Source organism: Sinorhizobium sp. 8-89 (genome assembly GCF_030124325.1).
Taxonomy (GTDB): domain Bacteria; phylum Pseudomonadota; class Alphaproteobacteria; order Rhizobiales; family Rhizobiaceae; genus Sinorhizobium.
Window position 1 is genome coordinate 1 of the sequence record NZ_JASKLR010000037.1, and the last position, 25,037, is coordinate 25,037.

At 64.2% G+C, this 25,037-nt stretch carries 23 protein-coding genes and 1 pseudogene; 15 read left to right on the forward strand and 9 right to left on the reverse strand.

What is annotated here, in order from left to right:
* Nucleotides 1–254: 254 nt before the first annotated feature.
* The 5 genes from QN219_RS31155 (at nt 255) to QN219_RS31175 (ending at nt 5,250) form a co-directional block, all read left to right on the forward strand.
* Nucleotides 255–485 carry a hypothetical protein gene (locus tag QN219_RS31155; protein ID WP_284004304.1) on the forward strand — a complete coding sequence of 77 codons (231 nt, stop codon included), beginning with the start codon at nt 255–257 and terminating at the stop codon, nt 483–485.
* A gap of 53 nt (nt 486–538) precedes the next feature.
* Entirely contained in the window at nt 539–1,171 is a 633-nt protein-coding gene (locus tag QN219_RS31160) for a hypothetical protein (RefSeq protein WP_284004305.1), read from the forward strand.
* Between the two features lie 50 nt (nt 1,172–1,221).
* Nucleotides 1,222–1,470 carry a hypothetical protein gene (locus tag QN219_RS31165; protein ID WP_284004306.1) on the forward strand — a complete coding sequence of 83 codons (249 nt, stop codon included), beginning with the start codon at nt 1,222–1,224 and terminating at the stop codon, nt 1,468–1,470.
* Nucleotides 1,471–1,758: 288 nt separating this feature from the next.
* A complete protein-coding gene (locus QN219_RS31170) occupies nt 1,759–4,344 on the forward strand; it encodes a mechanosensitive ion channel family protein (protein WP_284004307.1) in 2,586 nt (861 codons plus the stop codon).
* A gap of 447 nt (nt 4,345–4,791) precedes the next feature.
* Nucleotides 4,792–5,250 carry a DUF4168 domain-containing protein gene (locus QN219_RS31175; protein ID WP_284004308.1) on the forward strand — a complete coding sequence of 153 codons (459 nt, stop codon included), beginning with the start codon at nt 4,792–4,794 and terminating at the stop codon, nt 5,248–5,250.
* 133 nt (nt 5,251–5,383) lie between these two features.
* Here QN219_RS31175 and ppk2 read toward each other — a convergent pair whose 3' ends face one another.
* Nucleotides 5,384–6,301, reverse strand: coding sequence for a polyphosphate kinase 2 (gene ppk2, locus QN219_RS31180; protein ID WP_284004309.1), 918 nt, complete (start codon nt 6,299–6,301; stop codon nt 5,384–5,386).
* Between the two features lie 229 nt (nt 6,302–6,530).
* Between ppk2 and QN219_RS31185 the strand changes: the two genes are divergently transcribed.
* Nucleotides 6,531–7,169 (forward strand): hypothetical protein, encoded by a 639-nt coding sequence (locus tag QN219_RS31185; protein ID WP_284004310.1) that lies wholly within the window; start codon nt 6,531–6,533, stop codon nt 7,167–7,169.
* A 147-nt stretch (nt 7,170–7,316) separates the two neighbouring features.
* Here the strand turns inward: QN219_RS31185 and QN219_RS31190 are convergent, their stop codons facing one another.
* A complete protein-coding gene (locus tag QN219_RS31190) occupies nt 7,317–8,225 on the reverse strand; it encodes an AraC family transcriptional regulator (RefSeq protein WP_284004311.1) in 909 nt (302 codons plus the stop codon).
* Between the two features lie 314 nt (nt 8,226–8,539).
* Here QN219_RS31190 and QN219_RS31195 point away from each other — a divergent pair, with 314 nt between their 5' ends.
* The 5 genes from QN219_RS31195 to QN219_RS31215 all read left to right on the forward strand — a co-directional run bounded on the left by QN219_RS31195 (nt 8,540) and on the right by QN219_RS31215 (nt 15,418).
* Nucleotides 8,540–9,103 carry a (2Fe-2S)-binding protein gene (locus QN219_RS31195; protein ID WP_284004333.1) on the forward strand — a complete coding sequence of 188 codons (564 nt, stop codon included), beginning with the start codon at nt 8,540–8,542 and terminating at the stop codon, nt 9,101–9,103.
* A 2-nt stretch (nt 9,104–9,105) separates the two neighbouring features.
* Nucleotides 9,106–10,083 (forward strand): xanthine dehydrogenase family protein subunit M, encoded by a 978-nt coding sequence (locus tag QN219_RS31200; RefSeq protein ID WP_284004312.1) that lies wholly within the window; start codon nt 9,106–9,108, stop codon nt 10,081–10,083.
* A complete protein-coding gene (locus QN219_RS31205) occupies nt 10,080–12,311 on the forward strand; it encodes a xanthine dehydrogenase family protein molybdopterin-binding subunit (protein WP_284004313.1) in 2,232 nt (743 codons plus the stop codon). Before QN219_RS31200 ends, QN219_RS31205 begins: the two co-directional genes overlap by 4 nt.
* Nucleotides 12,312–12,514: 203 nt before the next feature.
* The gene (locus QN219_RS31210) at nt 12,515–13,114 is read left to right on the forward strand and encodes a YdeI family protein (RefSeq protein ID WP_284004314.1); all 600 of its coding nucleotides are present in this window, start codon (nt 12,515–12,517) and stop codon (nt 13,112–13,114) included.
* Between the two features lie 168 nt (nt 13,115–13,282).
* Nucleotides 13,283–15,418, forward strand: a complete 2,136-nt coding sequence (locus tag QN219_RS31215) for an adenylate/guanylate cyclase domain-containing protein (RefSeq protein WP_284004315.1) — start codon at nt 13,283–13,285, stop codon at nt 15,416–15,418.
* Nucleotides 15,419–15,471: 53 nt separating this feature from the next.
* Here the strand turns inward: QN219_RS31215 and QN219_RS31220 are convergent, their stop codons facing one another.
* Complete coding sequence (locus tag QN219_RS31220; RefSeq protein ID WP_284004316.1) at nt 15,472–16,440, reverse strand: FecR domain-containing protein; 969 nt, start codon at nt 16,438–16,440, stop codon at nt 15,472–15,474.
* Between the two features lie 539 nt (nt 16,441–16,979).
* On the opposite strand from QN219_RS31220, the gene QN219_RS31225 reads away from it, so the two are divergent.
* Nucleotides 16,980–17,243, forward strand: a complete 264-nt coding sequence (locus QN219_RS31225) for a hypothetical protein (RefSeq protein WP_284004334.1) — start codon at nt 16,980–16,982, stop codon at nt 17,241–17,243.
* 222 nt (nt 17,244–17,465) lie between these two features.
* Here QN219_RS31225 and QN219_RS31230 read toward each other — a convergent pair whose 3' ends face one another.
* The 3 genes and pseudogenes from QN219_RS31230 to QN219_RS31240 form a co-directional block, all read right to left on the reverse strand.
* A complete protein-coding gene (locus QN219_RS31230; RefSeq protein WP_284004317.1) occupies nt 17,466–17,885 on the reverse strand; it encodes a CBS domain-containing protein in 420 nt (139 codons plus the stop codon).
* A gap of 146 nt (nt 17,886–18,031) precedes the next feature.
* Nucleotides 18,032–18,691 carry a dihydrofolate reductase family protein gene (locus tag QN219_RS31235; protein ID WP_284004318.1) on the reverse strand — a complete coding sequence of 220 codons (660 nt, stop codon included), beginning with the start codon at nt 18,689–18,691 and terminating at the stop codon, nt 18,032–18,034.
* A gap of 129 nt (nt 18,692–18,820) precedes the next feature.
* A pseudogene (locus QN219_RS31240) lies at nt 18,821–19,870 on the reverse strand (GlxA family transcriptional regulator).
* Between the two features lie 169 nt (nt 19,871–20,039).
* On the opposite strand from QN219_RS31240, the gene QN219_RS31245 reads away from it, so the two are divergent.
* The 3 genes from QN219_RS31245 to QN219_RS31255 all read left to right on the forward strand — a co-directional run bounded on the left by QN219_RS31245 (nt 20,040) and on the right by QN219_RS31255 (nt 22,656).
* Nucleotides 20,040–21,116 carry a class I SAM-dependent methyltransferase gene (locus tag QN219_RS31245; RefSeq protein ID WP_284004319.1) on the forward strand — a complete coding sequence of 359 codons (1,077 nt, stop codon included), beginning with the start codon at nt 20,040–20,042 and terminating at the stop codon, nt 21,114–21,116.
* A 107-nt stretch (nt 21,117–21,223) separates the two neighbouring features.
* On the forward strand, nt 21,224–21,841 hold the full coding sequence (locus QN219_RS31250) for a DinB family protein (protein ID WP_284004320.1): 618 nt from the start codon (nt 21,224–21,226) through the stop codon (nt 21,839–21,841).
* 143 nt (nt 21,842–21,984) lie between these two features.
* Complete coding sequence (locus QN219_RS31255; RefSeq protein ID WP_284004321.1) at nt 21,985–22,656, forward strand: redoxin domain-containing protein; 672 nt, start codon at nt 21,985–21,987, stop codon at nt 22,654–22,656.
* Between the two features lie 14 nt (nt 22,657–22,670).
* Here QN219_RS31255 and QN219_RS31260 read toward each other — a convergent pair whose 3' ends face one another.
* The 3 genes from QN219_RS31260 to QN219_RS31270 all read right to left on the reverse strand — a co-directional run bounded on the left by QN219_RS31260 (nt 22,671) and on the right by QN219_RS31270 (nt 24,915).
* Nucleotides 22,671–23,078: a GFA family protein gene (locus QN219_RS31260; RefSeq protein WP_284004322.1), complete on the reverse strand. Its 408-nt coding sequence runs from the start codon at nt 23,076–23,078 to the stop codon at nt 22,671–22,673.
* A gap of 66 nt (nt 23,079–23,144) precedes the next feature.
* Complete coding sequence (locus QN219_RS31265) at nt 23,145–23,408, reverse strand: hypothetical protein (protein ID WP_284004323.1); 264 nt, start codon at nt 23,406–23,408, stop codon at nt 23,145–23,147.
* 97 nt (nt 23,409–23,505) lie between these two features.
* Nucleotides 23,506–24,915 carry an adenylate/guanylate cyclase domain-containing protein gene (locus QN219_RS31270; RefSeq protein ID WP_284004324.1) on the reverse strand — a complete coding sequence of 470 codons (1,410 nt, stop codon included), beginning with the start codon at nt 24,913–24,915 and terminating at the stop codon, nt 23,506–23,508.
* Between the last annotated feature and the right edge of the window lie 122 nt (nt 24,916–25,037).

A 25,037-nucleotide genomic window follows, 5' to 3' on the forward strand; every position in this document is an offset into this window, starting at 1 on the left:
CCATATGTTCCGGCAGCGCGTGCAGCCTGAGATAGAGGATGCCGACCAGGAAGACCACGAGCAGCACGAAGACGGTCATCACATTGAACAGGACGTCCGACTGCCCCGGCGCGGTAATGAAAACAGGCAGATGACCCACTGCCGCTGGATGCAACGCTTCCGCCATTTCGTCCCCCCAAAGCAGACCGTGCCAAGGCCGCAGCATACGCCTTACGTCGTGGACTTCAAAGCGCTCTCCGCGGCGATGGCCACGCATGAAAGGATGGGCGTGGTGGCAGCTCAGTGGAGCAGGGGAAGGGATGGTTTCAGCGGTCGTTATCGGTTCGGCCCGTCTCGCCACTACAGGCGACTACGAGCCGCTCGCGATTGCGCCTTTTGATTGCCAAGCAATTGACAATACAACCGTTTTGAGCTATGCCAAGATCGCTTTCCGAAATCTGAAATACGTTCCTTGCAGCGAATTGCGTTTAGTCGTTCGAAACTGAACCGCAGCGCCGTGCGTCCTTCCGGCGCATGCCCGTCCGCCCAGGAGTGTTTCATGGTTCTCCCGCTTCCGCCCATCGTGCATGGGCCGATCACGCGCTTCTCTCCCTCAGTTCGCGTCACCGGAGTTCTCGCCGATGCGACGGTGGAGATATTCGCCGACGGCGGCCAGATCGGAAAATCCGTCGCCGGATCGAACGGCACCGTCTGGGTGACAATCTTCGACACGCCAATTGCCGGGCAACTGATCACCGCCGTCCAGACAACGACAGACGGCAGCAGCGCGCCTTCGCCGCAGGGCGTGCCGGTCATCGATGTGCCGAACCCCCTACCGACGCCGGTCTTCGGTTCGCCGCTTACGACAGCCATGTCCGCCGTGCGGCTGAGTGGCCTCGTGCCCGGTGCTTCGGTCACGATCAGCAACAACGGCACGGCCGTCGGGCTTGCCGGCGGCAGCGAAACCACCGCCTGGATCCCGATTCTTGCGGGCGCCAGCCTCGATGCCGGGACGCCGCTCGTAGCGGAGCTGGTCAAGTCGCCAGTGCAATATTTCGACGCGCCGTTCTCGATCACGCTGACCCTCCGCCGCAGACGGGCAAGCTCCATCTCAACGTCGGCCCGGGAGCACCGATCCCGCAGAAGGTCGCGCTCGCCGGTGCGACGTGGACCGTCACGCCCCAGTGGCTGACCGGCCAGTCGTTTACGGCAAACGGCGCGAGTGCCACGATCGCACTGCCGGTGCCGCCGGCCGGCAGCCAGGCCAAGGTCACGGTCAGTCTCGCCACCACCTGGGCTGTCGCCGGCGAGATCAACGGCGCGGTGTTCTCGCCCCAAACCTTCCCCGGGCTGATGAACCCCGATCCGACCGTCCTGAGCTGGACCGGCAGCGATTTCACCGCCGGCTGGTGGGCGCTGGTCTCCGTCAGCGAGGACGAGGACGGCAATGCCCGCCTCAATGTCGTTGCGACCTTCCAGGGTGTGCAGTAGCCGTGCGTGCAATCGGCCGGGCATTCGCGTGCCGCGCCCTCCCGTCCAGCGGAAAGCGCGGCAAGGGCGCCGCGGTTCAGGCAAAAAAACGTCCCAATCCTCTGCTTCTGCATTTTTTTGCCGTGTTGCGCATGCAGAGCGGATCGTCGCGAGCGTTGGCGCGAGATCCAGGAGGAACGGCAACGGCCGGGCACGCTCGCTGTTTTCGGTTGATTCAAGCTGGAATCATCGTGATCTAGGCTCGGACGTGATTCCGTGTCGTCATCCGGGACTTCGAAGGGTATCGAATTGCATCTTGTTGGAAAGTTGACCGCCGTTTCTCTCGCCGTCCTGACCGCAGCCGTTGCGCTTGCCGGCAGCGGCCCGGCCATCGCCCAGCAGGCGACCCAACCCGCCCAGCCGGCCCAGCAAACGCAGCCGGCCGCACCGGCACCGCAAGCCCAGCCCCCGCAGCAGGACCAGCCCGATGACGGCGCGGCGACTGCTTCTCCGGCTCTGCAGCAGGCGGAGGAGCAACTCGCCAATGCTGACCGCGAGCTGAAGCTGCTTGGCGAGCGCGTCGAAAAGGCGAGGGAAGACGATACGCTGCTGGCCGAATTGAAGGTGCAGGTCGATGCCCTTTCCGGCCAGATCATCACCGCCACGGTTGCGATGCGGCCGCGACTGGAGGAAATCAAGGCGAGGCTCACCGAACTCGGCGAGCCGCCGGGCGAAGGGCAACCGCCGGAAGCCGCCATCGTGACGGAGGAACGCAAACGCCTGATCGCCGAACGGGGGGAGATAAACGCGCTGACGGGGCGTGCCGAAAACCTTTCGGTGGAGGCGAAGAAGCTTGCCAACGGCATTACCGCGACAAGACGCGCTCTCTTCTCCAACACGCTTCTGAGGCACACCGAGATCTCGGCGGCCACGCTGGCGGAGGCGGTGACGACGACGATCGGCGAGACTCAGGCGCTGTCGCGCAGCCTCGGAAGCTGGCTGACCTTCGCCTGGAACTACAAGCGTGTCCCGCTTCTCATCGCAATCTTCCTGTCGCTTTGCGCGGCGCTGATCTTTCTGGCCGGCAGCCGCCGGCTGTTCGCGCCCTTCCTCCGGCAGAATGGCGACGAGGAGGAGCCGAACTATTTCAGGCAGCTCTCTGTCGCCTTCTGGTCCACGGTGATCCCGACGGTCTCAGCCACCGCGTTTGCCGCGTCGAGCTACTTTTTCCTGAATAGCTTCAATGTATTGCGCCCGGATATCGCGCCGATCCTGGCAGTCACCCTGGCAGTCGGGGTGGTGCTGCTGTTCGTCACCAGCCTCGCTCAGGCGGTGCTGTCGCCCCGGCAGGCGAACTGGCGCCTCGTGCGCGTTTCTGACCAGGGCGCACGCATGCTGTTCATCTCGATCGTCGCGATGGCGTTGGTCAACGTGCTCGATTACCTAGCCGGACGCATCAGCGAATCTCTCGGCTCGCCGGTCATCCTGACCGTCGCCAAGAGTCTCGTGGCCTCGATCATCATCGGCCTCATCCTGATGTCAATGGCCTGGATCCGGCCAATGCTGAGACAGGACGAGCCCTTCGATGCGCCGGGTCGGCCCTGGCCGCGGCTCGTCTGGGTTTCGCTTCTCCTGATGGGCGCGGCGCTCATCGCCATCGCGCTTGCGGGCTATGTCGGCCTCGCTCGCTTCATAGCCACCCAGATTATCGTCACCGGTGCGATCCTGGTGACGATGTATATCGGCATTCTCACGGGCAAGTCCGTCTCCCGTCAGGGCGCCTTTGCCGAAACGGTGCCGGGGCGTTACCTCGAGCGCCGCTTCAATCTGGAGCAGGTGGCACTCGACCAGATCGGGCTTGCGGCTGGGCTCGGCATCTACGCGCTGGTGCTGCTGTTCTTCATTCCGCTGATCCTGCTGCAATGGGGCTTCCAGACCGCCGATATCGAATCCTGGGCCTACCGCGTGCTGACCGAGATCAGGATCGGCACGATCACCATCTCGCTCGTCGGCCTGTTTGCCGGCGTGCTCTTCTTCGCGCTCGGTTTCATCGTCACGCGCTGGGTGCAGCGCTGGATCGACGGCAACGTCATGGCGCGCAGCCGGGTCGATGCCGGCGTCCGCAACTCTATCCGCACGGGCATCGGCTATGTCGGCGTCGGCCTCGCCGGCCTCATCGGCCTCTCGGCGGCAGGCATCGACCTGTCGAGCCTTGCGCTCGTCGCCGGTGCTCTGTCCCTCGGCGTCGGTTTTGGCCTGCAGAACATCGTCTCGAACTTCGTCTCGGGCCTGATCCTGCTCGTCGAACGGCCTTTCAAGGTGGGTGACTGGATCGTCAGCGGCACGACGGAAGGCTTCGTCCGGCGCATCTCGGTGCGCGCGACCGAGATCGAGACCTTCCAGCACCAGTCGATCATGATGCCGAACTCACTGCTCATCAACGCCTCGGTCGGCAACTGGACGCACCGCAACAAGCTCGGCCGTTCGGAGATCACCGTCACCGTTACCTATGCCAGCGATCCGCGCCGGGTGATCGATCTGCTGCAGGAGATCGCCGCCGCCCATCCGATGGTGCTGAGGAACCCGTCGCCTTCGGTCGGCTTCACCGCCTTCGGCGACGAGCGCATGACCTTCGAATTGCGGATCTATGTCGCCGACGTGCTGACGGCGGGCAACGTGCGCAACGACATCCGTGTCTCGATCTACGAGCGCTTCCGCGACGAGGGGATCGGCGCGCCGTTCCCGCTGAAGATCGAGGACACGACGCCGGAGGAAGAGGCTCCGGCCGAGGCCGAGCCTTCGCCCGCGCAAGAGCCCGAGCCTACGGCCGAGCCGGAAGAGGCGCCGGAAAGCGCGCCGTCTCGCGTCGCCAAACGCGGATCCCGCAGGGGGTGACGAGGCGGCCGCCTTTGTGAGGTTTGCGCGCCGGGATCAGCCGCGGATGGGACTGAATTGCTTCGGCGCGTCGGGTTGTCACGAAGACTGGCGCTAACCGGCAAGCGTTCGCTTTGCGCCGCCGCGGTTTTCGCAAAGCGGGGGCGGAGATCGTCGTTACGCTCGCCGCGTCGCTCACATTGATGACCACAAAGCTGCCGCTCAATGGTCAGCAAATCGCCCCGGTACCGCCCCATCGAGCACTCTTAGACGGTTCATCGTCACCAACGCGTCGCCGCCCCTAGCGGGAGGAACGAACGACTGCTGCGTGTTTCCTTGGACCGGACCCGATCCACGGATGAGAACATGCGGCAATTCAAAGTGCTACAGCGACCTTTGCGCGTCTGGAGACGCATGGGCGCTGTAAGGCGGTATTGCTGCCGATCAAGTCATGCACGTTACAGAGGAATGAACATGATCACTCGCTATACACCCGTTGCAACGTTGACCGCTGCGGCATTCAGCTTGATGGTTTTCAGCCCGGCGTCCGCGTTGGAGATGGCCCAGGCGCAACAGACACAGCCCCAGGCGCAACAGACGCAGCCGATGCAGGGGCAGCCCGACAGCACCGGCGCGGCCGTCAGCGACCAGAAAATCGAGGCCTTTGCGGTCGCCTATCTGCAAGTCGACAAGGTCAGGCAGGAATATTCGGCCAAGATCGAAGCGACCCCGGACGAGGCTGCGAAGCAAAAGCTGCAGACCGAAGCCAGCCAGCAGATGGTTCAGGCCGTCGAAGCCTCCCCGGATATTTCCGTCGAGGAATATACATCCATCCTGACGGCCGCGCAGAACGACCCGGCTTTGGCCAAGAAGGTTCAGGAGAAGATCCAGAACTCCGGACCGGCGCAGGCACCGGCTCAGCAATAATTGCTGCGCGGAAGCCAGCACGAACGCGGTGCGTAACTACACCGTTCGTTCCACAAGCAGTGCCCGCACTTTCGCGGGCACTCGCATGATCGAAAGTGCAAGCCTCGCACGCCCGATAGGACGCGCCGCGCTGTCAGTATTTTGACGGCACGTAGAGTTCCGGCGGCAGCACCTTGCGCTCGTAGTCGGGATTGAACACTCGCTCGGGCAGGGTGACGTCCTCGTGCGGCACCTCCCCGTAGGGGATCTGTTGGAGCAGGTGGTCGATGCAGTTGAGCCGGGCCCGCTTTTTGTCGTTGCCCTCGACGATGTACCAGGGCGCTTCGGAAATATTGGTGCGGGCGAACGTCTCTTCCTTGGCCTTGGTGTAGGCCTCCCAGCGCACCCGCGACTGCAGGTCCATCGGCGACAGCTTCCACTGCTTTAGCGGGTCATGGATGCGCATCAGGAATCGCATCTGCTGTTCCTCGTCGGTGATCGAGAACCAATATTTCACCAGCCGGATGCCGGAGCGCACGAGCATGCGCTCGAACTCGGGCACGTCGTTGAAGAATTGCTCCACCTGGTCTTCGGTGGCGAAACCCATGACGCGCTCGACACCGGAACGGTTGTACCAGGACCGGTCGAAGAGCACGATCTCGCCGCCGGCCGGCAGGTGGGGCACGTAACGCTGGAAGTACCATTGCGTCTTTTCGCGGTCGGAAGGGGCGGGCAGCGCCACGACCCTCACCACGCGCGGGTTGAGCCGCTGGGTGATGCGCTTGATCACACCGCCCTTGCCGGCGGAGTCGCGCCCCTCGAAGATTACGACGACCTTCTCTTTGTGATAGGCGACCCAGTCCTGCAGCTTGATCAGTTCCGCCTGCAGCTGGAGTAGCGCGCGGAAATACTCGATGCGCGGGATCGAGGGTGGATGCGCCTTGCGGTAGATCTTGCGAATCTCTTCGGAAAGGGCCGGCTCGGAAAGCTCGAGCTCATAGTCCTCATCGATCGTATCGGCCAGTTCGGCTTCGAGCCAGTCCGCGTCTTCGGTATCCTTCGACTTGTTCATGTCATCTCTCCGGCGTTCTCACCGTGAACCGCGGTATGTTGCGACTGTTCCACAACCGCGTGAAAGAAATTTGAACCGCCGCCGGCAGCCGTACCGGGATGGTTCACCCCGCCAAGCCATGGGCAGGGATTATTCCCGGAAATCCTATCACAAGGTTTTGATTTTACTCCCGTCTTTGCCGGCATAGCTTTATCGCCGCGGGTTTGAAACCTGCATCAGGGAGGAGACCATGAAACGCACAGTTGCACTTGTTGCGGCCGGCTTGGCCTGTTCGGTCGTGGCCGCCCATGCCCCCGCCCATGCCCAGGATACGAGCATGAGCTTCTTCGTCACCAGCGCCAATCCCGGGAAGGGCGGCGACCTTGGTGGTCTTGCGGGCGCTGACGCCTATTGCAACACACTCGCGACGCCGAGCGGCGCGACCGGCAAGACCTGGAAAGCGTATCTTTCCACCGACGCGGAGAATGCAAAGGACCGGATCGGCAACGGCCCTTGGTACAACGCCAAAGGCGAAAAGATCGCCGATGACGTCGCGTCGCTCCATAGCGACAAGAACAATCTCACGAAGCAGACCGCGCTCAACGAAAGAGGCGAGGTCATCAACGGCCGCGGCGACACGCCGAACCGTCACGACATCCTGACAGGCTCGAATCCCGACGGGACTGCCGCGGCAGAGACCTGCGGCAACTGGACGATGGGCGGGACGGAGGGCGCGGCGATCGTCGGCCACAGCGACCGGACCGGCCTCGACGATTCCGCCGCGGCCAAGTCCTGGAATTCCTCGCACGAGACGCGCGGCGGCTGCACACAGGAGGCTTTTAAGACCACCGGCGGCGATGGGCTCTTCTACTGCTTCGCCGCGAACTGAGCGGGACGGTATCGCATGTTTCCGGAGTCCTGAACGGCAGGGCGGCGGTCCGGCTGGTGCAAATCCAGGAAAGGTGCGCAACGGCTTTCCGTCCGCAATTGACGGTCAAAGAGCGAGATCACTTCACTGTTTGGCACAGGAAGTGATCTACCGGCGCCGCGAACGCCGCCATTCGCCCGGACCGGCCTGCACGATTTTCGCGAAGACCCGGGTGAAATGGCTCTGGTCGGCAAAGCCGCAGCTGCTGGCGATTTCGTTAATCGAGAGGCTCGAGTTCAGAAGCAGGTCCTGGGCGCGTTTGATGCGACGGGCCAGCAGCCATCGATGCGGTGGGGAGCCGGTCGTTTCCTTGAAGGCGCGGGCGAAATGGCTGCGCGAAAGACCGCATTCACGGGCGAGGGCCTCTAGCGCGATGTCGCCGTCGAGATGCGCCAGCAGAATCTCCTTGGCGCGCCTCTCCTGCCAGGGCGCAAGGCCGCCGCGCCGCGGCCGGTGCCCCGTCGGCATGTCGCCATAGTTGCTGCCGAGATGGGTGAGCAGGGCCATGCCGACATGGTCGAGGAACAGTTGATTGGCCTGTTCGGGCCTTTGCAGCGCGGGCAGGAGGCTGGTCCCGAGACTCCGCACAACGATGTCGTCGTTGGGAACGCCAGGCGCTATCCCGATCGTGCCCATGCGCGAGACGCCCCGTTCCTCGGCCATCCTGTCGAACGCCTGGCGCGATATGTAGATGGCCAGGCAGTCGATGGGGTCCGTGAGGACGGAGGAATGCTCCGAATTCAGGTCGAGAAGCGTGAACTGGCCGCTTCTGATCGGTGCAATCTGCACCGGGCGACCACCTACCCAATAGGGATGCGGCTCGAGATCGAGCAGTTGCAGGCAGACGAGGTAGCCGTCCTCCCGCTCGATCCGGCCGGCGCCGTCTCCTTCCCTCCTGTCCCAGCTGACGCGCGTGGCGGCGAACTCCGTCCTTTGCAGACGCTGGACGCTTATGCTCGGCGGCGCTTCGACCCCGACAGACTCGCCCAAGCGCTGGCCATATGCCCCTCTGGCCATTCGCGAACTCCTATCAAGTGGAATTGCCCTTCGAGGTCCGTTGCCGTTGTTGCTCTCGGACGCCCCCCGCAAAAAACATAGCACTTCCGTACAAAACGCAGCAACATGGACGCTGGCGCGCTCGGCGTGCCTGCATAAGCTTGGCCCGTTGCACTCCCAAAATCGACTGATCGCTTGAAAGAACGAACACGCGTTCCAGCAAGGAGTCTGCGTTTACCATGTCCGAACACGACAAATCCGAGAGCCGGGAAGCGGGGTCACCGGTCGCAACCGAGGGCGTCCATTTCGCATTTTCCCGACGCAACGTTCTGCAGATGGCAGCAGGGGCCGCGACGCTCGCGGCCATTCCTCACGGCACGGCGCAAGCCGCATCGCCGGCCGCAACAACCGCAAATAAGGAGGGAACGAACGTGACGCCAGCGCGCATACGACTGACGGTCAACGGGGACTTGCGCGAACTGGAGCTCGATCCGCGCCAGTCGCTGCTCGACGTTCTTCGCGAAACGCTCGACCTCACCGGCACGAAGAAGGGCTGCAACCAGGGCGCCTGTGGGGCCTGTACCATCCTCGTCGATGGCAAGCGGATCAATTCCTGTCTGACGCTCGCCGTCATGCACGACGGTGCCGAGATCACCACGATCGAGGGGCTGGCGAAAGGCGACGAGCTCCATCCGCTCCAGGCGGCGTTCATCGAGCATGACGGGCTCCAGTGCGGCTTCTGCACTTCGGGCCAGATCATGTCCGGCGTCGGCTGCATCGCCGAGGGTCACGCCCATTCGCCGGAGGAAATCCGGTTCTGGATGAGCGGCAACATCTGTCGATGCGGGGCCTATCCGGGCATCGTCGCCGCCGTCGCCGATGCCTCCGGGAGGACCTGACCATGCTGCCATTCAGCTACGAAAAAGCCACCAGCGAACAGGAAGCGATTGCCGCCGCAGCCGCGGGCGCGCGCTATATCGCCGGTGGCACGACGCTCATCGATCTCATGCGCGAGGAGGTGGAGCGTCCCGAACGGCTCGTCGACATCAACGCCCTTCCGCTCGGAGGCATTCGTGTCGAAGGCTCCGATCTCGTCATCGGCGCGCTTGCCCGGATGACGGAGATCGCCGCACATCCCGACACCCTGCGTCTGCAGCCGCTTGTCGCCGAATCCCTGATCGAAGGCGCATCGCCGCAGTTGCGCAACGTCGCCTCGATCGGCGGCAACCTGCTGCAGCGCGTACGCTGTCCCTATTTCCGCATGCTCGACGCGCCGTGCAACAAGCGCGAGCCGGGCTCGGGCTGCGCGGCGATCGACGGGCTGAACGGCGGCCATGCCATCCTCGGCGTCAGCGATCATTGCATCGCCACCCATCCGTCCGACGTTGCGGTGGCGCTGATCGCGCTTGACGCGAAAATGCGCGTGCGCGGGCCGGAAGGCGAGCGCACCTTTCCAGTCGAGGAGCTCTTCCGGCTGCCGGGCGATACGCCGCATCTCGAACACACGCTCAATCCGGGCGAACTGATCCTGGACGTGCGGGTGCCCGGCGGTCCCCACAGTCGCCGCGCGCGCTACCTCAAGGTGCGTGACCGCGAGTCCTACGAGTTCGCGCTCGTCTCGGCGGCCGTTGCCATGGAAACGGAGGGCGGCGTGATCCGCTCGGTCCGGATCGCTTGCGGCGGGGTCGGAACCCGCCCGTGGCGGATGCGCGCCTCGGAGGCGGAACTGATCGGCAACGAGCCGTCCCGCCCGGCCTTCGAGGCGGCGGCGCGGCTGGCGGCGGATGGCGCACGGCCGGCTGCCGGCAATCACTACAAGGTTGAACTCCTGCAGCGGACGATCGTCCGCACGCTGGAAATGGTCGGAGAAATGGCATGACGACGAATGTCATTGGACAACCGCTCCCCCGCATTGACGGCCGCGCCAAAGTCTCGGGAGGCGCGCGCTACGCGGCCGATTTCAACCAAAAGGGCCAGGCCCATGCCGTCATCGTCAGCGCCACGGCCGGCCTTGGCCGCATCACCGAGATCGGCGCGGAGGCCGTCTCCGGCATGCCGGGCGTGATCGCGGTGATCAGCCACCTCAATGCGCCGCGGCTTGCCTACCGCGAGCACAAGGGGGTAATCGATCCCGCCATCGGCGAACGCCTGCACGTGCTGCAGGACGATCAGGTGCGTTTCTGGGGCCAGCCGGTGGCGATCGTCGTCGCCGATACGCTCGACCATGCCGAACGCGCCGCCGCTGCGCTCCATGTCGCTTACGCCAGCGAGCGGCCGGTCGTCGATCCGACCGGTTTGCTCGCGAGTGCGGTGATCCCGGAGGCCACGAGGCGGGGTGGCCGCGCGCATGCCGACGCCGAGAGAGGCGACGCGGACGGAGCGCTCGCGAGCGCGGAGACGAAGGTCGACGAGAGCTACGACATTGCCCGCGAGAACCACAATCCGATGGAGCCGCACGCCACCATCGCGGCCTGGGATGGCGACCGGCTGACGCTCTGGAGCAAGAGCCAGTATGTCGTCAACGAACAGGCCGAGATCGCTGCCATTTTCGGCCTGCCGGTCGAGAACGTGCAGGTGATCTGTCCCTTCGTTGGCGGCGCCTTCGGCACGAGCCTCAGGACCTGGCCGCACGTCACGCTCGCGGCCATCGCGGCGCGTGAGGTGGGTCGGCCGGTCAAGCTCGTGCTGACCCGCAAGCAGATGTTCTTCACGACCGGGCACCGCCCCCGCACGCTCCAGCGCGTCGCGCTCGGGGCGACGGCGGACGGCAAGTTGACGAGCCTGGTACATGAGGGCGTCGGAGAAACGAGCCGCTATGAGGAGTTCATCGAGGCACTGACCTCGGTCTCGGGTTTCCTCTATTCTTGCCCCAATGTGCGGACCCGCTACCGGATCCTGCCGCTCGACACCGGCACGCCGACCTATATGCGCGGCCCGGGCGAGGCGAGTGGGGTCTTCGCGCTCGAATGCGCCGTGGACGAGCTTTCCTACAAGCTCGGCCTCGACCCGATCGAGTTGCGCCGGCTGAACGAGCCTCAGATCGACGAGGCCGTGGACAAGCCGTTCTCGAGCCGCTCGCTGATGAAGTGCTACGATGCCGGTGCCGAGCGCTTCGGCTGGTCGAAACGTGATCCGAAACCACGCTCCATGCGCGATGGGCGGCTGCTGATCGGCATGGGTGTCGCATCGGCCAGCTATCCGGCGTTCCACGCTCCCTCGAGCGCGCTCGCGCGCCTGCTTCCCGACGGTACCGCCGAAATCGAAGTGGCGGCGAGCGACATGGGGCCCGGGACATATACGTCGATGACGCAGGTCGCCGCCGAGACGCTCGGCCTGCCGGTCGAAAACGTTCGCTTCAGCCTCGGCCGCTCGGACTTTCCGCCGGCTCCCTCCCATGGCGGCTCCTGGACGATGGCGTCCGTCGGCTCGGCGATCCGCGCCGCCTGCATCGCCGTGCAGGAAGAGGCCGCGAAGCGCGCCGTCGCCGACCAGCGCTCGCCGGTCTTCGGCGCGTCGGCCGATGGGGTCATGTGGGAGGCGGGGCGCCTGCGCCGTCGCGGCGACACCGCGCCCGGCCAGGCCTATGGCGACATCGCGGCGAGCACCGGCGGACCGATCGAGGCGAATGCGTCCGCCAGCCGTGACCCCGATATCGCGGACCGCTATTCCATGCATGCTTTCGGTGCGGTCTTTGCCGAGGTGGCGGTCGATCCTGATGTCGGCACGATCCGGGTGCGCCGCGCGCTGGGTACCTATGGCGCCGGTCGTATCGTCAATCCGCGTCTTGCAGCGAGCCAGTGCACCGGCGGCATGGTCGGCGGTATCGGCATGGCGCTCATGGAACGGACCGTGCTCGATCAGCGCGACGGCCGCCCGGTCAATGCGCATATGGCGGACTATCTCGTGCCCGTGAACCTCGACATTCCGGACATCGAAGCGCATTTCGTCGACGAGGTGGACCCGCACGTCAATGCGCTCGGCGTCAAGGGCCTAGGCGAAATCGCGCTCGTCGGCATGGCGCCCGCCATCGCCAACGCCGTCTTCCACGCGACCGGCATTCGCGTGCGCACGCTGCCGATCCGGATCGAGGACATGCTGGTCTCGTGACATCACGCGTTCGGCCGGCGCCCCCCGGCCGAACGCGTGGTCCCCTCCGTCTCGTCCGACGGAAACCCGCACACCGCCCAGTGCGCCCACCTTGGCGGCACATGCGTTGCGCTCGACCGCCTGCTGCGTGAAGATGGCGGCCGGGTGAATCGTGGCGGGAGATTAGTGCGGAACATGACGGCAACAAAAGGGCAGGTCTGCCGATGGCCCCGGTAACGGTCGATCTGGAGAGAGTTCGCGAGTTTGCGGATGCCGAAAGCTTCTATCGCTGGCTCGGCGCGCACCACGACACGGCGGACGAGGTGTGGATCAAGATCCACAAGGTGAGTTCGGGGCTCAAGTCGATCACGCCTAAGGAAGCGATCGATGTCGTGCTGTGCTGGGGCTGGATCGACGGCTTGCGCAAGGGGTTCGACGACAGGAGCTTTTTGCAGCGCTATACGCCGCGCGGCAGGAAAAGCACCTGGAGCCAGATCAATGTCGACAACGTGGCCCGGCTGATCGCGGAGGGCCGGATGACCGAGCATGGGCTGAAGCAGGTCGAGCTGGCGAAGGCGGACGGACGCTGGGAGCGTGCCTATGCAAGCGGCAAGGACATGAAGATCCCGGACGACCTGCAAGCCGCCATTGACGCCGAACCCCGGGCTAGAGAGATGCTGGCGAAGCTCAGCGAGCAAAACCGTTTCGCGCTGGCCTTCCGCACCCACAACATGAAGACCGAGGCCGGGCGCAAGAGGAAGATCGAGACCTTCGTCGAAATGCTGAAGCGCGGCGAGACGATCTACCCGCAAGGGAGAAAATGATTTTCCGATAGGTCACGGTTCCACCGCGCCGGACGCAGCCGTAACGCCTTGAATCGGCGATGATCTATCCGATTCCGCTTCGGCGGATTATGCAGTAAGCTTGCCCGCGCTACTGCGTTCTTTGCGCGTCTGACAAGATGCGCGGCGCTGTAGGGGGGCGGATGCTGCATGACACGCGCGCAGCAGGTGGGCGTCATTATCGGTTTGGCGATTGTAGCGGCGCTGACAATGCTGCGGGCAAGCGATCCGCCATTGCTGCGGCTCGCGCGCAATCTGACGTTCGACGAATATCAGCGCATTGCGCCGCGCGCCTTCGAGAACATGCCGGTCCGGATCGTCGATATCGACGAGGCGTCGCTCCGGGAACTCGGCCAGTGGCCATGGCCGAGAGATCGCATCGCCGCGCTGGTGAACAGGCTGACCGAGATGGGGGTGTCGGCAATCGCGTTCGACATTCTGTTTGCCGAGCCCGATCGCCTTTCGCCCCGCAATGTCGTTCGCGACATTGACGGCGTCGATCCGTCATTGCTTGGCAGACTGCCCGACAATGACGAGATCTTCGCACAATCGATCGTGGGACGGCCTGTGGTCCTGGGCTTCGGCATCTCGAACGAAGGAAGCTATCGCCCGCCCGTCAAGGCGGGCTTTGCGTTTACGGGCGAAAGCCTTTTCGCCGCGCCGCCGCGTATAGAGGCGGCGACGCCGCTCCGGCCGCAGCTTGAGGAAAATGCCGCCGGTCTCGGGCATATCAGTCTCAATCCCGGCGCCCCGTCGCCGGTCGTGCGGGCGGTGCCGCTTTTCCTGAGCGACGGCGAGCAGCTTTATCCGAACCTTGCGCTCGAAGCGCTGCGTGTCGCGCAGGGGGCCACGACCTACGTGCTGGCGGGCGCCCCGGACGTCCAGGATACGATGACGCATGCGAAGATCGGGGATTTCGTGGTTCCGGTGACAGCGGCGGGCGAACTCTGGCTCTATGTCAGTCCCGACCGGGCCGAGCGATATGTCTCCGCAAGGCATGTGCTCGCGCCCGGAGATCCAAGTCCCGCCACCAAGGCCACCATCGAGGGCAGCATCGTGTTCGTCGGCACGTCGGCCGCGGGCCTGCAGGACATCCGCACGACCGCCCTCGGGCAGAACGTGCCCGGCGTCTCGCTGCACGCGCAAACCGTGGAGCAGATCTTGTCCGGCCGCTTTCTCTCGCGCCCGGATTGGGCCGACGGGCTCGAGATCCTCTGCATCACCGCGGCGGGTTGCCTGCTGGTGATGCTGACGACCTTTGTCAGCCCCGCGGTCGCTCTCGCCTGCGGCCTGTTCATCACCGCCATGGGCCTTGTCGCTTCCTGGCTCGCCTTTCTTTATGGCGGGCTGCTCTTCGATCCTCTTGCCCCGATCGTCAGCGGATCGATCACGCATTTCGCCGCAACGGCATTCCGGTTCCTGGTGACCGACCGCGAGCGCCGCGCGGTCCGGCGGGCCTTCGGCCATTATCTTTCGCCGTCGCTGCTCTATCGCATCGAGCATAACCCGGATGCGCTGCGCCTCGGCGGCGACGACCGCGAGCTGACGGTGATGTTCGTCGACGTCAGGAACTTCACCGAAATCAGCGAGCGGCTTGCGCCAACCGCGGTCGTCGGTTTCCTGAACACGCTTCTCGATGCGCTGAGCCGCCACGTTATCGCCAACGAAGGCACGCTCGACAAGTTCATCGGGGATTCGATCATGGCCTTTTGGAATGCCCCGGTCGATGTCGCCGACCATCCGGCCAAGGCCGTACGCGCCGCGCTCGCCATGCGCGAGACGCTTACGCGCCTCAATGCCGACGACGCGTTCGGCTTCGGAGGCGAGCAGAGCGTCTCGATCGGGGTCGGCATTCACACCGGCATCGCTTGCGTCGGCAACATGGGCGCCGAGGCGCATTTCAATTATTCGGCCGTCGGCGACACGGTTAACGTCGCAGCGCGGATCGAAGCCTCGTGCAAGGACGTCCTCTTCGACATTCTGGTGTCCGAGGAGACCGCAAAGGCGCTGCCAGGCCACGCCCTGCTCGAGGCGGGGGCGCTGGCGCTCAAGGGGAAAAGCACGCGGAGCAGGCTCTTTGCGGTCGTCGGCGACGAAAAAATCGGCGCTTCCGCCGAATTCGCCGAACTGCGGTGCCTCCACTTGAAGCTCGTCGACGCGCTGCGTTCCCGCGCGCCGAACCGCAAGATCCTGAACGCGGCGAAGCTCAAGGCGGCGAAACTCGACGGATTGGCGGACTTCTACCGCCGGATCTCTCGCCGGGCTGACCACTTCGCCGATGCCTGATGAGGATGAGGCGGAATAGCCGTTGCCCATCCCGAATTCAATAAGTCTTGAGCCTAGCCCTCGCGTACCGGATCCCGGCGGGGGTCGCCGGGATCGCGCGCGGGCTCGCCATGGTCGGGACGAGAATCGCCGCGGTCGGGACGTGGATCGTCATGCTCGTGACTGGGCCTGCCCGGATCGCGGCGGGGCTCGTCATGGTCGGGACGCTTGTCATCGTCGCGACGTGGCCTGCCAGGATCGCGAGGATCCTTGTCGTGGTCGACGCGGGGTTTTTCGCGTGGCGGAGGCTTTGGTGCCTCAGGCTTGGGAGCGCGTCGCGGAGTGACCTGCGTAGGCGGAATCGGAAGCGCCGCACGAATGCTGCAACCACCGCCGACCCAGCCCAGCCCTCCGGCGAGCTGCTGATTGCCGGAGAGGAACGGCAATGCTGCCTCGTCGCCGAGCGTCTCCAGGATGCGGCGGTCGACGCGGCGGGCGTCCGAGAGTTTGCCGTTGCGGTTGGCGACGATGCAGTCGCACCGCCGCGTCAGTTGCTTGCAGCCGCCGGGACCGCAGAAGCTGGCCGCGCCGTTCAGCAGGACGACGGCCGTTGTCCCGTCGCCACGCACATAGAAGTCGAAGGCGGTGCCGCGAACGCCGATCGTTCCGGCGGGCGTCAGGATCTCGTAGGCAGTGCTTTTCGATTTTCCACTGATCCAGCGGAACGTGCCCTTCGTCGCCCTCAGGCTGAGCTTCTGCAGGGAGTTGGAGTCGTCGAAGACGAACTTGTCGATCACCACTGACGAGCCCCAGCCTATGGCCAGCTTGGTGCCGTCGCGGAAGACAAATTGTCCCAGTCCGGATTTTGAGGTCAGAATCCGTTCGTCCCGGTGGACCGGGTCTTTGACCGCCAGCGGACCGCCCGCACCCCTGACTTCAGTCCTGATCCGCGTTGCCTCGCCGATTACCTCGGCGGCCAACGACACCGGACCGTAAAAGATGACACCGAGTGCGACGATTGCAGCGCCACGCAAATAAGACATGGCACCCCTCCTGGATCACGGCGACTCTGGATTGTAACAACCTGAGTTCTTCTGCGTGATCACTAGAGCAATTCCAGGAACAGTGTGTAACGGTTTTTCGTCCGGAATTGCATAGTTTCAAAGAGTTAGATCGATTTCACTGTTCAACGAACAATGAAACGATCCAGCTGGAGCGGGGATTGGCTGAAATATTTGCAGCACTTGTTCTTCGCCCCACTCGAAGTTGCTTGACTATTTACCATGTGACGGGGTGGCGTGTCTCTAACCCGTTCGGGCTAACGGATCGCCTTCAGCTGCGGGGAATTCAAGGAAACACGAGCAAAAGCAATGTTTTAGTGTCGTGAGATTCACGTCGGACATGTGGCTCCGTACGGGCGGGCGCCGTTCAGCAGGCATTCAGCCGTCCAGCGATAAAACGGATGCAATTCGTCCGGCCGCGGTTTAGGCTGGCGCGGGCTGAAGAGGGGGCCGGAGCTTACGTCAAGGACGTAGCGCGCGACCGGCGACAAGGGGCGGCGCTTGATGAGCGTCGGTGGGCGATGAAGACAATCCTGATTGCTTTGCTTTCCGGCATTCTTGTGACGGGAACTGCTTTCGCTGCGACCGTGACGAACAAGGACGGCGAGACCGCCGTGCTGGTCGTCGTCGAGGGCGAGAGCCGGATGGAGGTCGCGGTGGGTTCAGGCGCAACGGAAATGATCTGCCCAAGCGGCTGCTTCGTGACGGCGCCGAGCGGCGACCGCATCGGTCTTCAGGGCGACGAAACGATCGAGATCGTGAACGGCTCCGTCGTCGTCAAATAGGCGTGGGCGCCCGCCGCGCACGAGTGGGCCTGGTCGCGACGCAGGCTGCCGCGCTTGCGGCGAGGCGTATCGATCTGACCTCGCGCATGCAGGTCGTTCACGGCGCGGACGCACCGTGATTGCCTCCTTGCCGATAGCGATGCCGGCAAGCGCTTCCGCGGCAACGGCATGGACCGTCGCCTCAGCGATCCGAAGCGGCGACCATAGCTACGGCCGTCTCTATCAGGCGTGATGGTCGCTGACGGCCTTGAGCAGTTCGCCCGTCATTTCCCGGCTGCTGCAGTGGGAAATATCACCGAGCGACAGCATGCCGACCATCCGCTTGTCTTCATTGATCACCGGCAACCGCCGAATTTTCTTCTCTTCCATCAGGTGAATGGCGTCCTCGATGGATTCGCTGGTACGGCAGAAGACGATCTCCTTGGTCATGACGTCTCGCACAGTGAGCGAAGAGACATCGTGGCCGTTGGCGAAGGCCCGCAGGGCCATGTCGCGATCGGTGACCATCCCGACCAGGCGATCGTTTTCGCCGACGGGCAGGGCGCCGATATCGTCATCCTTCATGATGCGTGCTGCCGTGCGCAGGTCCGTGTCCGGCGAAATCCAACGTACTCCGGAGTGCATGGCTTCCGAGACTCTCATCGTAACCTCCATGTTCGGCAAACATGGAGCATAGGCGGAAATCATGGCTAATCATTGATATCCGGCGGGATTTGGCAAGGGAAGGGCCGCTCGCGCCGTCGGCGGAGCGGTCCTCGACAACCGGTCGATCCGGTAATTCGTCCCCCTCAGGTCAGGTTCTTTCGCCGCTCCAGTTCCGCTTCGGTCGGCTGCTCGAATTCGAACGAGCCGGTGACGACCTCGCCCGCGCGGACGTACTTGTTGACGGTCACACCGGAGCCGGAGACCTTCGAATTGACCAGCTTCAGCGCCATCGGCGAGGCGCCGTCGCCGAACAGTTTCTTGCCCTTTCCGAGCACGACCGGAAAGATCGATACATACATCTCGTCAACCAGATCATTGCGGAAAAGCGTCTGCAGCAAGTCAGTGGAGCCCTGCGTCAGGAGGTCCGGCCCGTCCTCGCTCTTCAGGTTCCGGAGCTTGGCAACAACGTCGCTTCCGAGGCTCTGGCTGTTCTGCCAGCCGAGCTTGAAATCCGGATTGCGCGTTGCGACGAATTTGGTGATGCGGTCGAACAACGTGCCGATCGGATCGTCGGCGCCGGCAAAGGGCCAGTGCGCCGCGAAAATGTCGTAAGTCTTTCGGCCAAGCAGAAGATCGAATCGCTTGGCAAACATCTCGTCGACCGCCGCGCCCATAGTCTCGTCGAAATAGGGGGCGACCCATCCACCGTATTTGAAACCGCCGGTCGGATCCTCGTCTGGTCCGCCCGGCGCCTGCATGATTCCATCGAGACTTACAAATGCACCAATGACGATCTTCCTCATTGCGGTTCTCCTTCGTAGCTTTGTTTCTGGCGTAGCGTTGTTCTGGATCTAGGACGCGCGACAGAGGACGACACCGACTGCGGTTCAACAAAAATCGCCGCTTGGGACGTTCAGACGGTGCAGTCCCCGCTATTTCCTCCGCTGCGGGCGGGCGTAGTCGGGAATCCTGAAACGCCGGCGGTAGCTTCCCGGCGTCAACGCCGTGACGCGCTTGAAGAGGCGGCGGAAGAAGGCGGGGTCCTCGTAGCCGACCTGCCAGCTGATCTCATCGACCGGGGCTTCCGTTCGTTCAAGCCGGCGTTTGGCGTCCTCGATCCTCAGCCGCTGCACGTAGGCGATCGGGCTCAGACCGGTTGCTCCGGTGAAGCGACGCTTGAACGTGCGTTCGGTGAGTCCGGCGCGGCGGACCATCTCCTCCAGCGGGTTGGCGACGGAGAAATGCGTCGAGATCCATTCCTGCGCCGCCCGAATCGCGACGTCTCCGTGGTCGTTGCGCCCCTCGAAGACGATGTAGGGCGCGAGCCCGTCCTAATGCCATTGCAGCGCGAAGTAGCGCGCAACGGTCTGTGCCGCCGTTGCTCCGGCGTGGCGGGCGATCAGATAGAGCGCCAGATCATGCCAGGTCATCGAGGCGCCCGACGTGATCAGTTCCTCGCGCTCCCCGGAGACGACCAGAACGCGTTCAGGGTGGATCGTCACCTTCGGGAAGGTGCTCTGAAAGGCCTGAGCGTATCCGAAATGCACCGTCGCATCGACGCCGTTAAAAAGTCCCGTCTCGGCGAGCAGGAAAAGGCCCGAGCAGGCCGAGCACAGAAGCGCGCCGCGGCGATGCATAGCGCCGAGCCACTCGACCAGATCCGGATGCCGACCCTTCTGCCATCCGTCTGGTCCGAGCAGGATAGAGGGGACGATCACGATGTCGGTCGTCTCGAGCGCGGCGATGCCGCGCTGAACGATCACCGGCACGCGACTGGCGAGTTCCAGCGGTCCTGGCTGCAGTCCCACGATCTCGACCCGAAACGGCGGCGCCCCGGATGGGGCGTGGCCGGGTGGAGGAAGCACGGCAAAGGCGTTCATCACGTCGAAAATGCCGCTCAGCGTCGACACGACCGCCTCGGGTATGGCGACGAGGCTCACATGAAGCGGGTGTGATCCGGTCTCGGCGGTGTTGCGCGGCATCTCGAATCCATGAAAGGCGGGCGGCGCCACGTCGGTGAATAAGTTCTACCGCGAGACGGCGCATGGCGCAAACGGCCCGATTCCGGACAATCCCGCTCTGCCGCCTGGTCACCGCAGATGCGATCCTTCAAATCCTTGGACCTTCGGATGGATGACAGGGAGCACGAACATGGAAAAGCTGGACAACAACAGGATCGATCAGGCGAAGCTCGATGCGCTCGTCTCGCGGGCGATCGGCGATCTCTCGGCGGGTTACGGCGGCGTGATGGTAAGCCTCGGCAATCGCCTCGGCCTCTACAAGGCGATGGCCGGAGCCGGTCCGCTCACTTCGAACGAACTGGCGAGCCGCGCGGGCTGCGCGGAACGTTACGTTCGCGAATGGCTGGGCTCCCAGGTGGCGGGCGGTTATGTAACCTATCATGCGGTAAGCGGCACCTACGAGCTGTCGCCGGAACAGGCGCTTGTGCTCGCGGAGGAGGACAGCCCTGTCTTCATCCCCAACGCCTGGTCGGTCCCTGCCTCCATGTGGTCGGATGAGCAGAAGGCGGTGGAGGCTTTCCGCAGCGGCACGGGCATTCCCTGGGGCGATCATGATGGCCGGCTTTATTGCGGCGTCGCCGCCTTCTACAGGAACGCCTACAAGGCAAGCCTGGTCGCCGAATGGCTGCCGGCTCTCGACGGCGTCGTCGAGAAGCTCCGGGCCGGCGCTCGCGTGGCCGATGTCGGCTGCGGGCATGGGCATTCTACGGTGCTTATGGCGAAGGCCTTTCCGGCCTCGCGGTTCCGTGGCTTCGATACGCACCCGGAATCGGTGGCCGAGGCGCGCAAGGTTGCGGCGGAGGCGGGCGTCTCGGACCGGGTCACCTTTGCGACCGCGCGGGCGGACAACTACCCGGGGGCGGATTACGACCTGATCTGCTTCTTCGATTGCCTGCACGACATGGGCGACCCGGTCGCCGCGGCGGCGCATGCGGCAAAGGCGCTGGCAGGCGAGGGGACGGTGATGCTGGTGGAGCCCTTCGCCAGCGATCAGGTCGAGGACAATATCTCTCCGGTCGCGAGAATCTACTATGCCGCCTCGACGACGATCTGCTGCGCCCATGCGATTTCCGATGGCGGCCACCTCGTGCTCGGCGCCCAGGCGGGCGAGGCACGGCTCGCGGATGTCTTCCGCAAGGCCGGCTTCAACCGCTTCCGCCGGGCGACGGAGACGCCATTCAACCTGATCCTCGAGGCGCGGCTCTAAGCAATTCAGGGGAGAGTATGCAACAGTCCGGAATTGCGTTGTGATCAAGGACTGGAGCGTTTCACCGTTCGACAAGACGGTGAAACGCTCCAGTCGCTGCAGGGGGAGTGACGACAATTGCCGGCTGGACGCGCCGTCGCAATCGTCCCACTATGCGTGGCATGACCCTGCCGCAGGATTTTATATGCCGGCCCTACCGCCAGCTTGCGCGCAACGCCCGCCTTGCCAATGCGCGGCTGGATCGCGCCTGCATGGCGCTCAGTCCCGGCGAATGGGAGGCGCCGCGCACGTCCTTTTTCCCGTCGCTCAAGGAGACAATGGTCCATCTCCTGAATGCCGACCGGTATTATATCGACATGCTGCGCGGCGAACGGCCCGGCCTGCAGGGACCGCCGGGAAGCCGCGCGACGGCGGCCGAATTTGCGACCGAACGGGCGGAGGTCGACGAATGGCTGATCGGCTTCAGCGAGAGCCTGACGGTCGAGGAGCTTGCGCGCAAGATCAGCATTCCCTGGCCGGAGAGGACACTTAGCGAAACCGTCGCCGATACGCTGCTTCACGTTTTCCTGCACGGCCAGCACCACCGCGGCCAGATCCATTCGATGCTTTCGGGAACGAGCGTCCCGCCGCCGCAGATCGACGAATTCATCCTCGCCGACAATGGCGAGGCGCGCGTCGAAGACCTCAGGGCATTAGGCTGGACCGAGGCCCGGCTGACGCGATAGGGGCCTGCGAGATCAGCGCGCCCCAACGGCGCGGCGCGGGACGCAACGTCAGATCGATAAGGGATTCGGCGCTGCGCATTCCCGCGGCACGTGCTACGGTCATTGGCCGTCTTCATCTGAACGACACCACAGGGGAACTTCCGATGGGAGAGCCGATACGTCCGCTGCAGCCGGGAGAAGCCGCGTCTGCCTTCGCGCTCCCCGCGGCCAACGCCGAGGGCACCGTCTCCCTCGACAGCCTGCGTGGCCGCCCGTTCCTGATAGGCTTCTTTCGCGGGCTGCACTGCCCGTTCTGCCGGCGTCAGATTAAGCAACTTGCCCGCGTGCAGCCTGTCCTGCACGCCGCCGGGGTGGAGACGCTCGCCGTGATCAACACGCCGGTGGAGCGCGCGCGCCTCTATTTCCGCCACCAGCCGACGCCGGTAATCCTTCTTTGCGACCCGGATTGCCGCACGCACCGGGCGTTCGGCGTCCCGCGCATCGAATTCCTGCCCGAGGGCAGCGAAGAGCCCGAGTGGCCTTCTCGCGCGGAAGTCGAACAGTTCGAAGGGGCGCGCATCAACCCGACCGGCGAGCTGCCGCAACCGTTGCAGCCGATGGCCGCCAACGTGGTGCTCAACGCTAAGGACGGGTTCGAGCCAGACGAAACCGACAACGCGATCTTTGCGAATCACGGCACGCAGCTCGTCGGGCACTTCCTGGTTGATGCAGACGGCATCGTCCGCTGGGCGCAGCTCGAGGCGCGCGACGGGCCGGACAGCCTCTGCACTTTCCCGACCGCGGCCGAGATCATCGCCGCAGCTGACAACCTGTGACGCTGAGCTTTGCCTCAGGTTGGATCCTTGTCGTAGATCCTTATTCCCGGCGGCAGCTGTACCCAGGAGTGCCTGCGGCAATCGTAGACCGAGTCTTCGGGCGGCGGAAAGCTGGGATCGGCGAAGGCGCCGACGGCAACCGCGACAGACGATCCCTCGTAACCTTCCTCTGTGTGGAAGAGGTTCGTCCCGCAGACAGGGCAGAAGCGGAACCTGAACCGCGCCCCTTGATCGCCGACGCGCACATATTCGGTTGCGGTGCCGGAAACCTCGTAGGGGGCGGCGAAGGCTGCCAGCGCCGCAAAGACGCTGCCCGTGCGCCGCTGGCAGGCGAGGCAGTGGCAAACGCCGATGCCGAGCGGTTCGCCCTGGACGTCGATCCGCAACTGGCCGCAGGAGCAGGAGGCTGTTCGGGACACCATGGTGCACCTCGTGGGACATTGTCGACGGCGGTAAGCTAACGTATGCCAGTGATCAGGCCAATGACCTCAATCATCGTCGTCATAGTAGCGTTCGCGATAGCGTGGGCCGCCGTCGTGGCCATGGTCGCGATATACCCGCCGCAGAACGTAGCGTTGGCAATAGCCGTCTTCGCAATAGGTTTCGACGATCCGCTCGCGGACGACGCCGTTGTTGGACGAGCTGTTCGAGCTCGAATTCGACGACTGGCTCCCGGCCTCCGCGGTGCCGGTCGTCATCGCCAAGGCAGCAAATAGCGCCACGGCAGCAAACAGGGCAAGCTGGATCCGCATGTCTTTCTCCTTGCATTGCCATGATATTCGGCCATCGAGCCTGAATTGGCAATGAACGATGGGGCAGGCGTCGCCCCGGCGCTACCGCGTCCCACGTTCACGGGATCGCGAAAATGCTGATCTCGTTGGTGATGCCGCGAAGCGTGACGTTGTGCGACATGGGATTAAGTCCGCGGTCGCTGAGGAGGCTCAACGCGCGCGGGTCCTCGACAACGGAACCGGTCGCAAAGATCTCGCGCGAGGTGGCGAGGTGCTGGACGCGCGAGGCGATGTTGACGGTCTGGCCGAAATAGTCCTGGCGTTCGTTGAGGCTGACGGCGATGCACGGTCCCTCGTGGATGCCAATCTTCAGGAGCAGGTCCTCGCTGCCGCGCTCCTCGTTGAGTTCGCGCATCGCATCGCGCATTCGCATCGCGGCGGCGACGGCCCGGTCCGGTGTCGGGAAGGTCGCCATCACCGCGTCGCCGATCGTCTTGACCACGGCGCCGGCCTCGGCCGCGACGATCTCGTTCAGGACGCTGAAATGGGTCTTCACCAGATCGAAGGCCGCGAGGTCGCCGACACGTTCGTAAAGTTCGGTCGAGCCGCGCAGGTCGGTAAAGAGAAAGGTGAGGCTGGTGATCTTCAGCCGCTGGTCGACGTCGATCGTGTCGGTGCGATAAAGGTCGCGAAACGTCTGGTTGGAAAGCAGGCGCTTGGCTGTCAGGAATGGTCGCCGGCGGCCGAGCATATCGTGGAGCACGTCGTTCGCGATGCACACCGAAGGTAGAGTGCGGACCTCGGCGTGGTTCTCCACCTGGATCCTCAGCGGCCCGGGCTGGAGGCGCAAGGTCTCGTTGTGGCGGTGGCCGCGGTCGAAAACGAGGGCGAGGTTCCTTCGCTCCTTGGTCGGCTCGCCCGTGACCTCCAGGAATTGCGCCGCATGCGTCACCGGCTCGAAGATGATGACGAACTGCGCCGGAAGTTGCAGCGCGATCACGGCCCTCTCGCCGGGCGGCAATTCGAGCGCCTCGATCATGAACTCGTCGATCTTCGCTTCAAATCCCTCTTCCGGGAGGTCGACGCCAGAGCCCCAGTAGACCTGGCGGAAATATTCGGCGGGCGGCAGCTCGTGCGGACTGTGCCCCTCGATGTGGCGCACCCGCGGGCTCACCGTGAAGGTTACCTCAACCATTTCGTCGAGCGTCGGCTCGTAGCCGGCGGCGCAGAGCGCGCAGGTATATTCCTCGCGCTGCACGGATTTGAGCGACGTATTGGCGTCGAGCACGCCGCCGCAGCCCGGGCAGAGCACGTTCCAGGACAATTCGAAGATGCCGTGATGGGAGGCATGCAGGAAGCCCGCGATCGTCTGCTCCTCATCGAGCCCTTCGGCCGCCGCGAAGGCAAGCGCGTTGATGCGGCAGAGCTTGCGGTCCGGCGCATCCCGAACGAGCCGCTCGAAGGCATCGACGATCTCCGGCTTGACCGATTGGCGCAGTGCATCGAACAAAGTCTGAGCTTCACCCATGCGCGCATTCTATACGGAAATCGCGGCACGGACAGTGGATTTGTCATTGCCCCGCTGACGGGAAGTATCGCCCGACATAAAATCCGGAGCGCATGTAGGAGTGCGCAAAGGCCGTTCGTCTT

Excerpts from the sequence above, each read along its gene's own strand:
- QN219_RS31255 (WP_284004321.1), top strand. The coding sequence starts at position 21,985 with ATGGGAGAGCCGATACGTCCGCTGCAGCCGGGAGAAGCCGCGTCTGCC.
- QN219_RS31200 (WP_284004312.1), top strand. The coding sequence starts at position 9,106 with ATGCTGCCATTCAGCTACGAAAAAGCCACCAGCGAACAGGAAGCGATT.
- QN219_RS31260 (WP_284004322.1), bottom strand. The coding sequence starts at position 23,078 with ATGGTGTCCCGAACAGCCTCCTGCTCCTGCGGCCAGTTGCGGATCGAC.
- QN219_RS31210 (WP_284004314.1), top strand. The coding sequence starts at position 12,515 with ATGGCCCCGGTAACGGTCGATCTGGAGAGAGTTCGCGAGTTTGCGGAT.
- QN219_RS31185 (WP_284004310.1), top strand. The coding sequence starts at position 6,531 with ATGAAACGCACAGTTGCACTTGTTGCGGCCGGCTTGGCCTGTTCGGTC.
- QN219_RS31245 (WP_284004319.1), top strand. The coding sequence starts at position 20,040 with ATGGAAAAGCTGGACAACAACAGGATCGATCAGGCGAAGCTCGATGCG.
- ppk2 (WP_284004309.1), bottom strand. The coding sequence starts at position 6,301 with ATGAACAAGTCGAAGGATACCGAAGACGCGGACTGGCTCGAAGCCGAA.
- QN219_RS31235 (WP_284004318.1), bottom strand. The coding sequence starts at position 18,691 with ATGAGGAAGATCGTCATTGGTGCATTTGTAAGTCTCGATGGAATCATG.
- QN219_RS31265 (WP_284004323.1), bottom strand. The coding sequence starts at position 23,408 with ATGCGGATCCAGCTTGCCCTGTTTGCTGCCGTGGCGCTATTTGCTGCC.
- QN219_RS31190 (WP_284004311.1), bottom strand. The coding sequence starts at position 8,225 with ATGGCCAGAGGGGCATATGGCCAGCGCTTGGGCGAGTCTGTCGGGGTC.
- QN219_RS31155 (WP_284004304.1), top strand. The coding sequence starts at position 255 with ATGAAAGGATGGGCGTGGTGGCAGCTCAGTGGAGCAGGGGAAGGGATG.
- QN219_RS31270 (WP_284004324.1), bottom strand. The coding sequence starts at position 24,915 with ATGGGTGAAGCTCAGACTTTGTTCGATGCACTGCGCCAATCGGTCAAG.
- QN219_RS31220 (WP_284004316.1), bottom strand. The coding sequence starts at position 16,440 with ATGTCTTATTTGCGTGGCGCTGCAATCGTCGCACTCGGTGTCATCTTT.
- QN219_RS31225 (WP_284004334.1), top strand. The coding sequence starts at position 16,980 with ATGAAGACAATCCTGATTGCTTTGCTTTCCGGCATTCTTGTGACGGGA.
- QN219_RS31160 (WP_284004305.1), top strand. The coding sequence starts at position 539 with ATGGTTCTCCCGCTTCCGCCCATCGTGCATGGGCCGATCACGCGCTTC.
- QN219_RS31215 (WP_284004315.1), top strand. The coding sequence starts at position 13,283 with ATGACACGCGCGCAGCAGGTGGGCGTCATTATCGGTTTGGCGATTGTA.
- QN219_RS31175 (WP_284004308.1), top strand. The coding sequence starts at position 4,792 with ATGAACATGATCACTCGCTATACACCCGTTGCAACGTTGACCGCTGCG.
- QN219_RS31195 (WP_284004333.1), top strand. The coding sequence starts at position 8,540 with ATGGCAGCAGGGGCCGCGACGCTCGCGGCCATTCCTCACGGCACGGCG.
- QN219_RS31230 (WP_284004317.1), bottom strand. The coding sequence starts at position 17,885 with ATGAGAGTCTCGGAAGCCATGCACTCCGGAGTACGTTGGATTTCGCCG.
- QN219_RS31205 (WP_284004313.1), top strand. The coding sequence starts at position 10,080 with ATGACGACGAATGTCATTGGACAACCGCTCCCCCGCATTGACGGCCGC.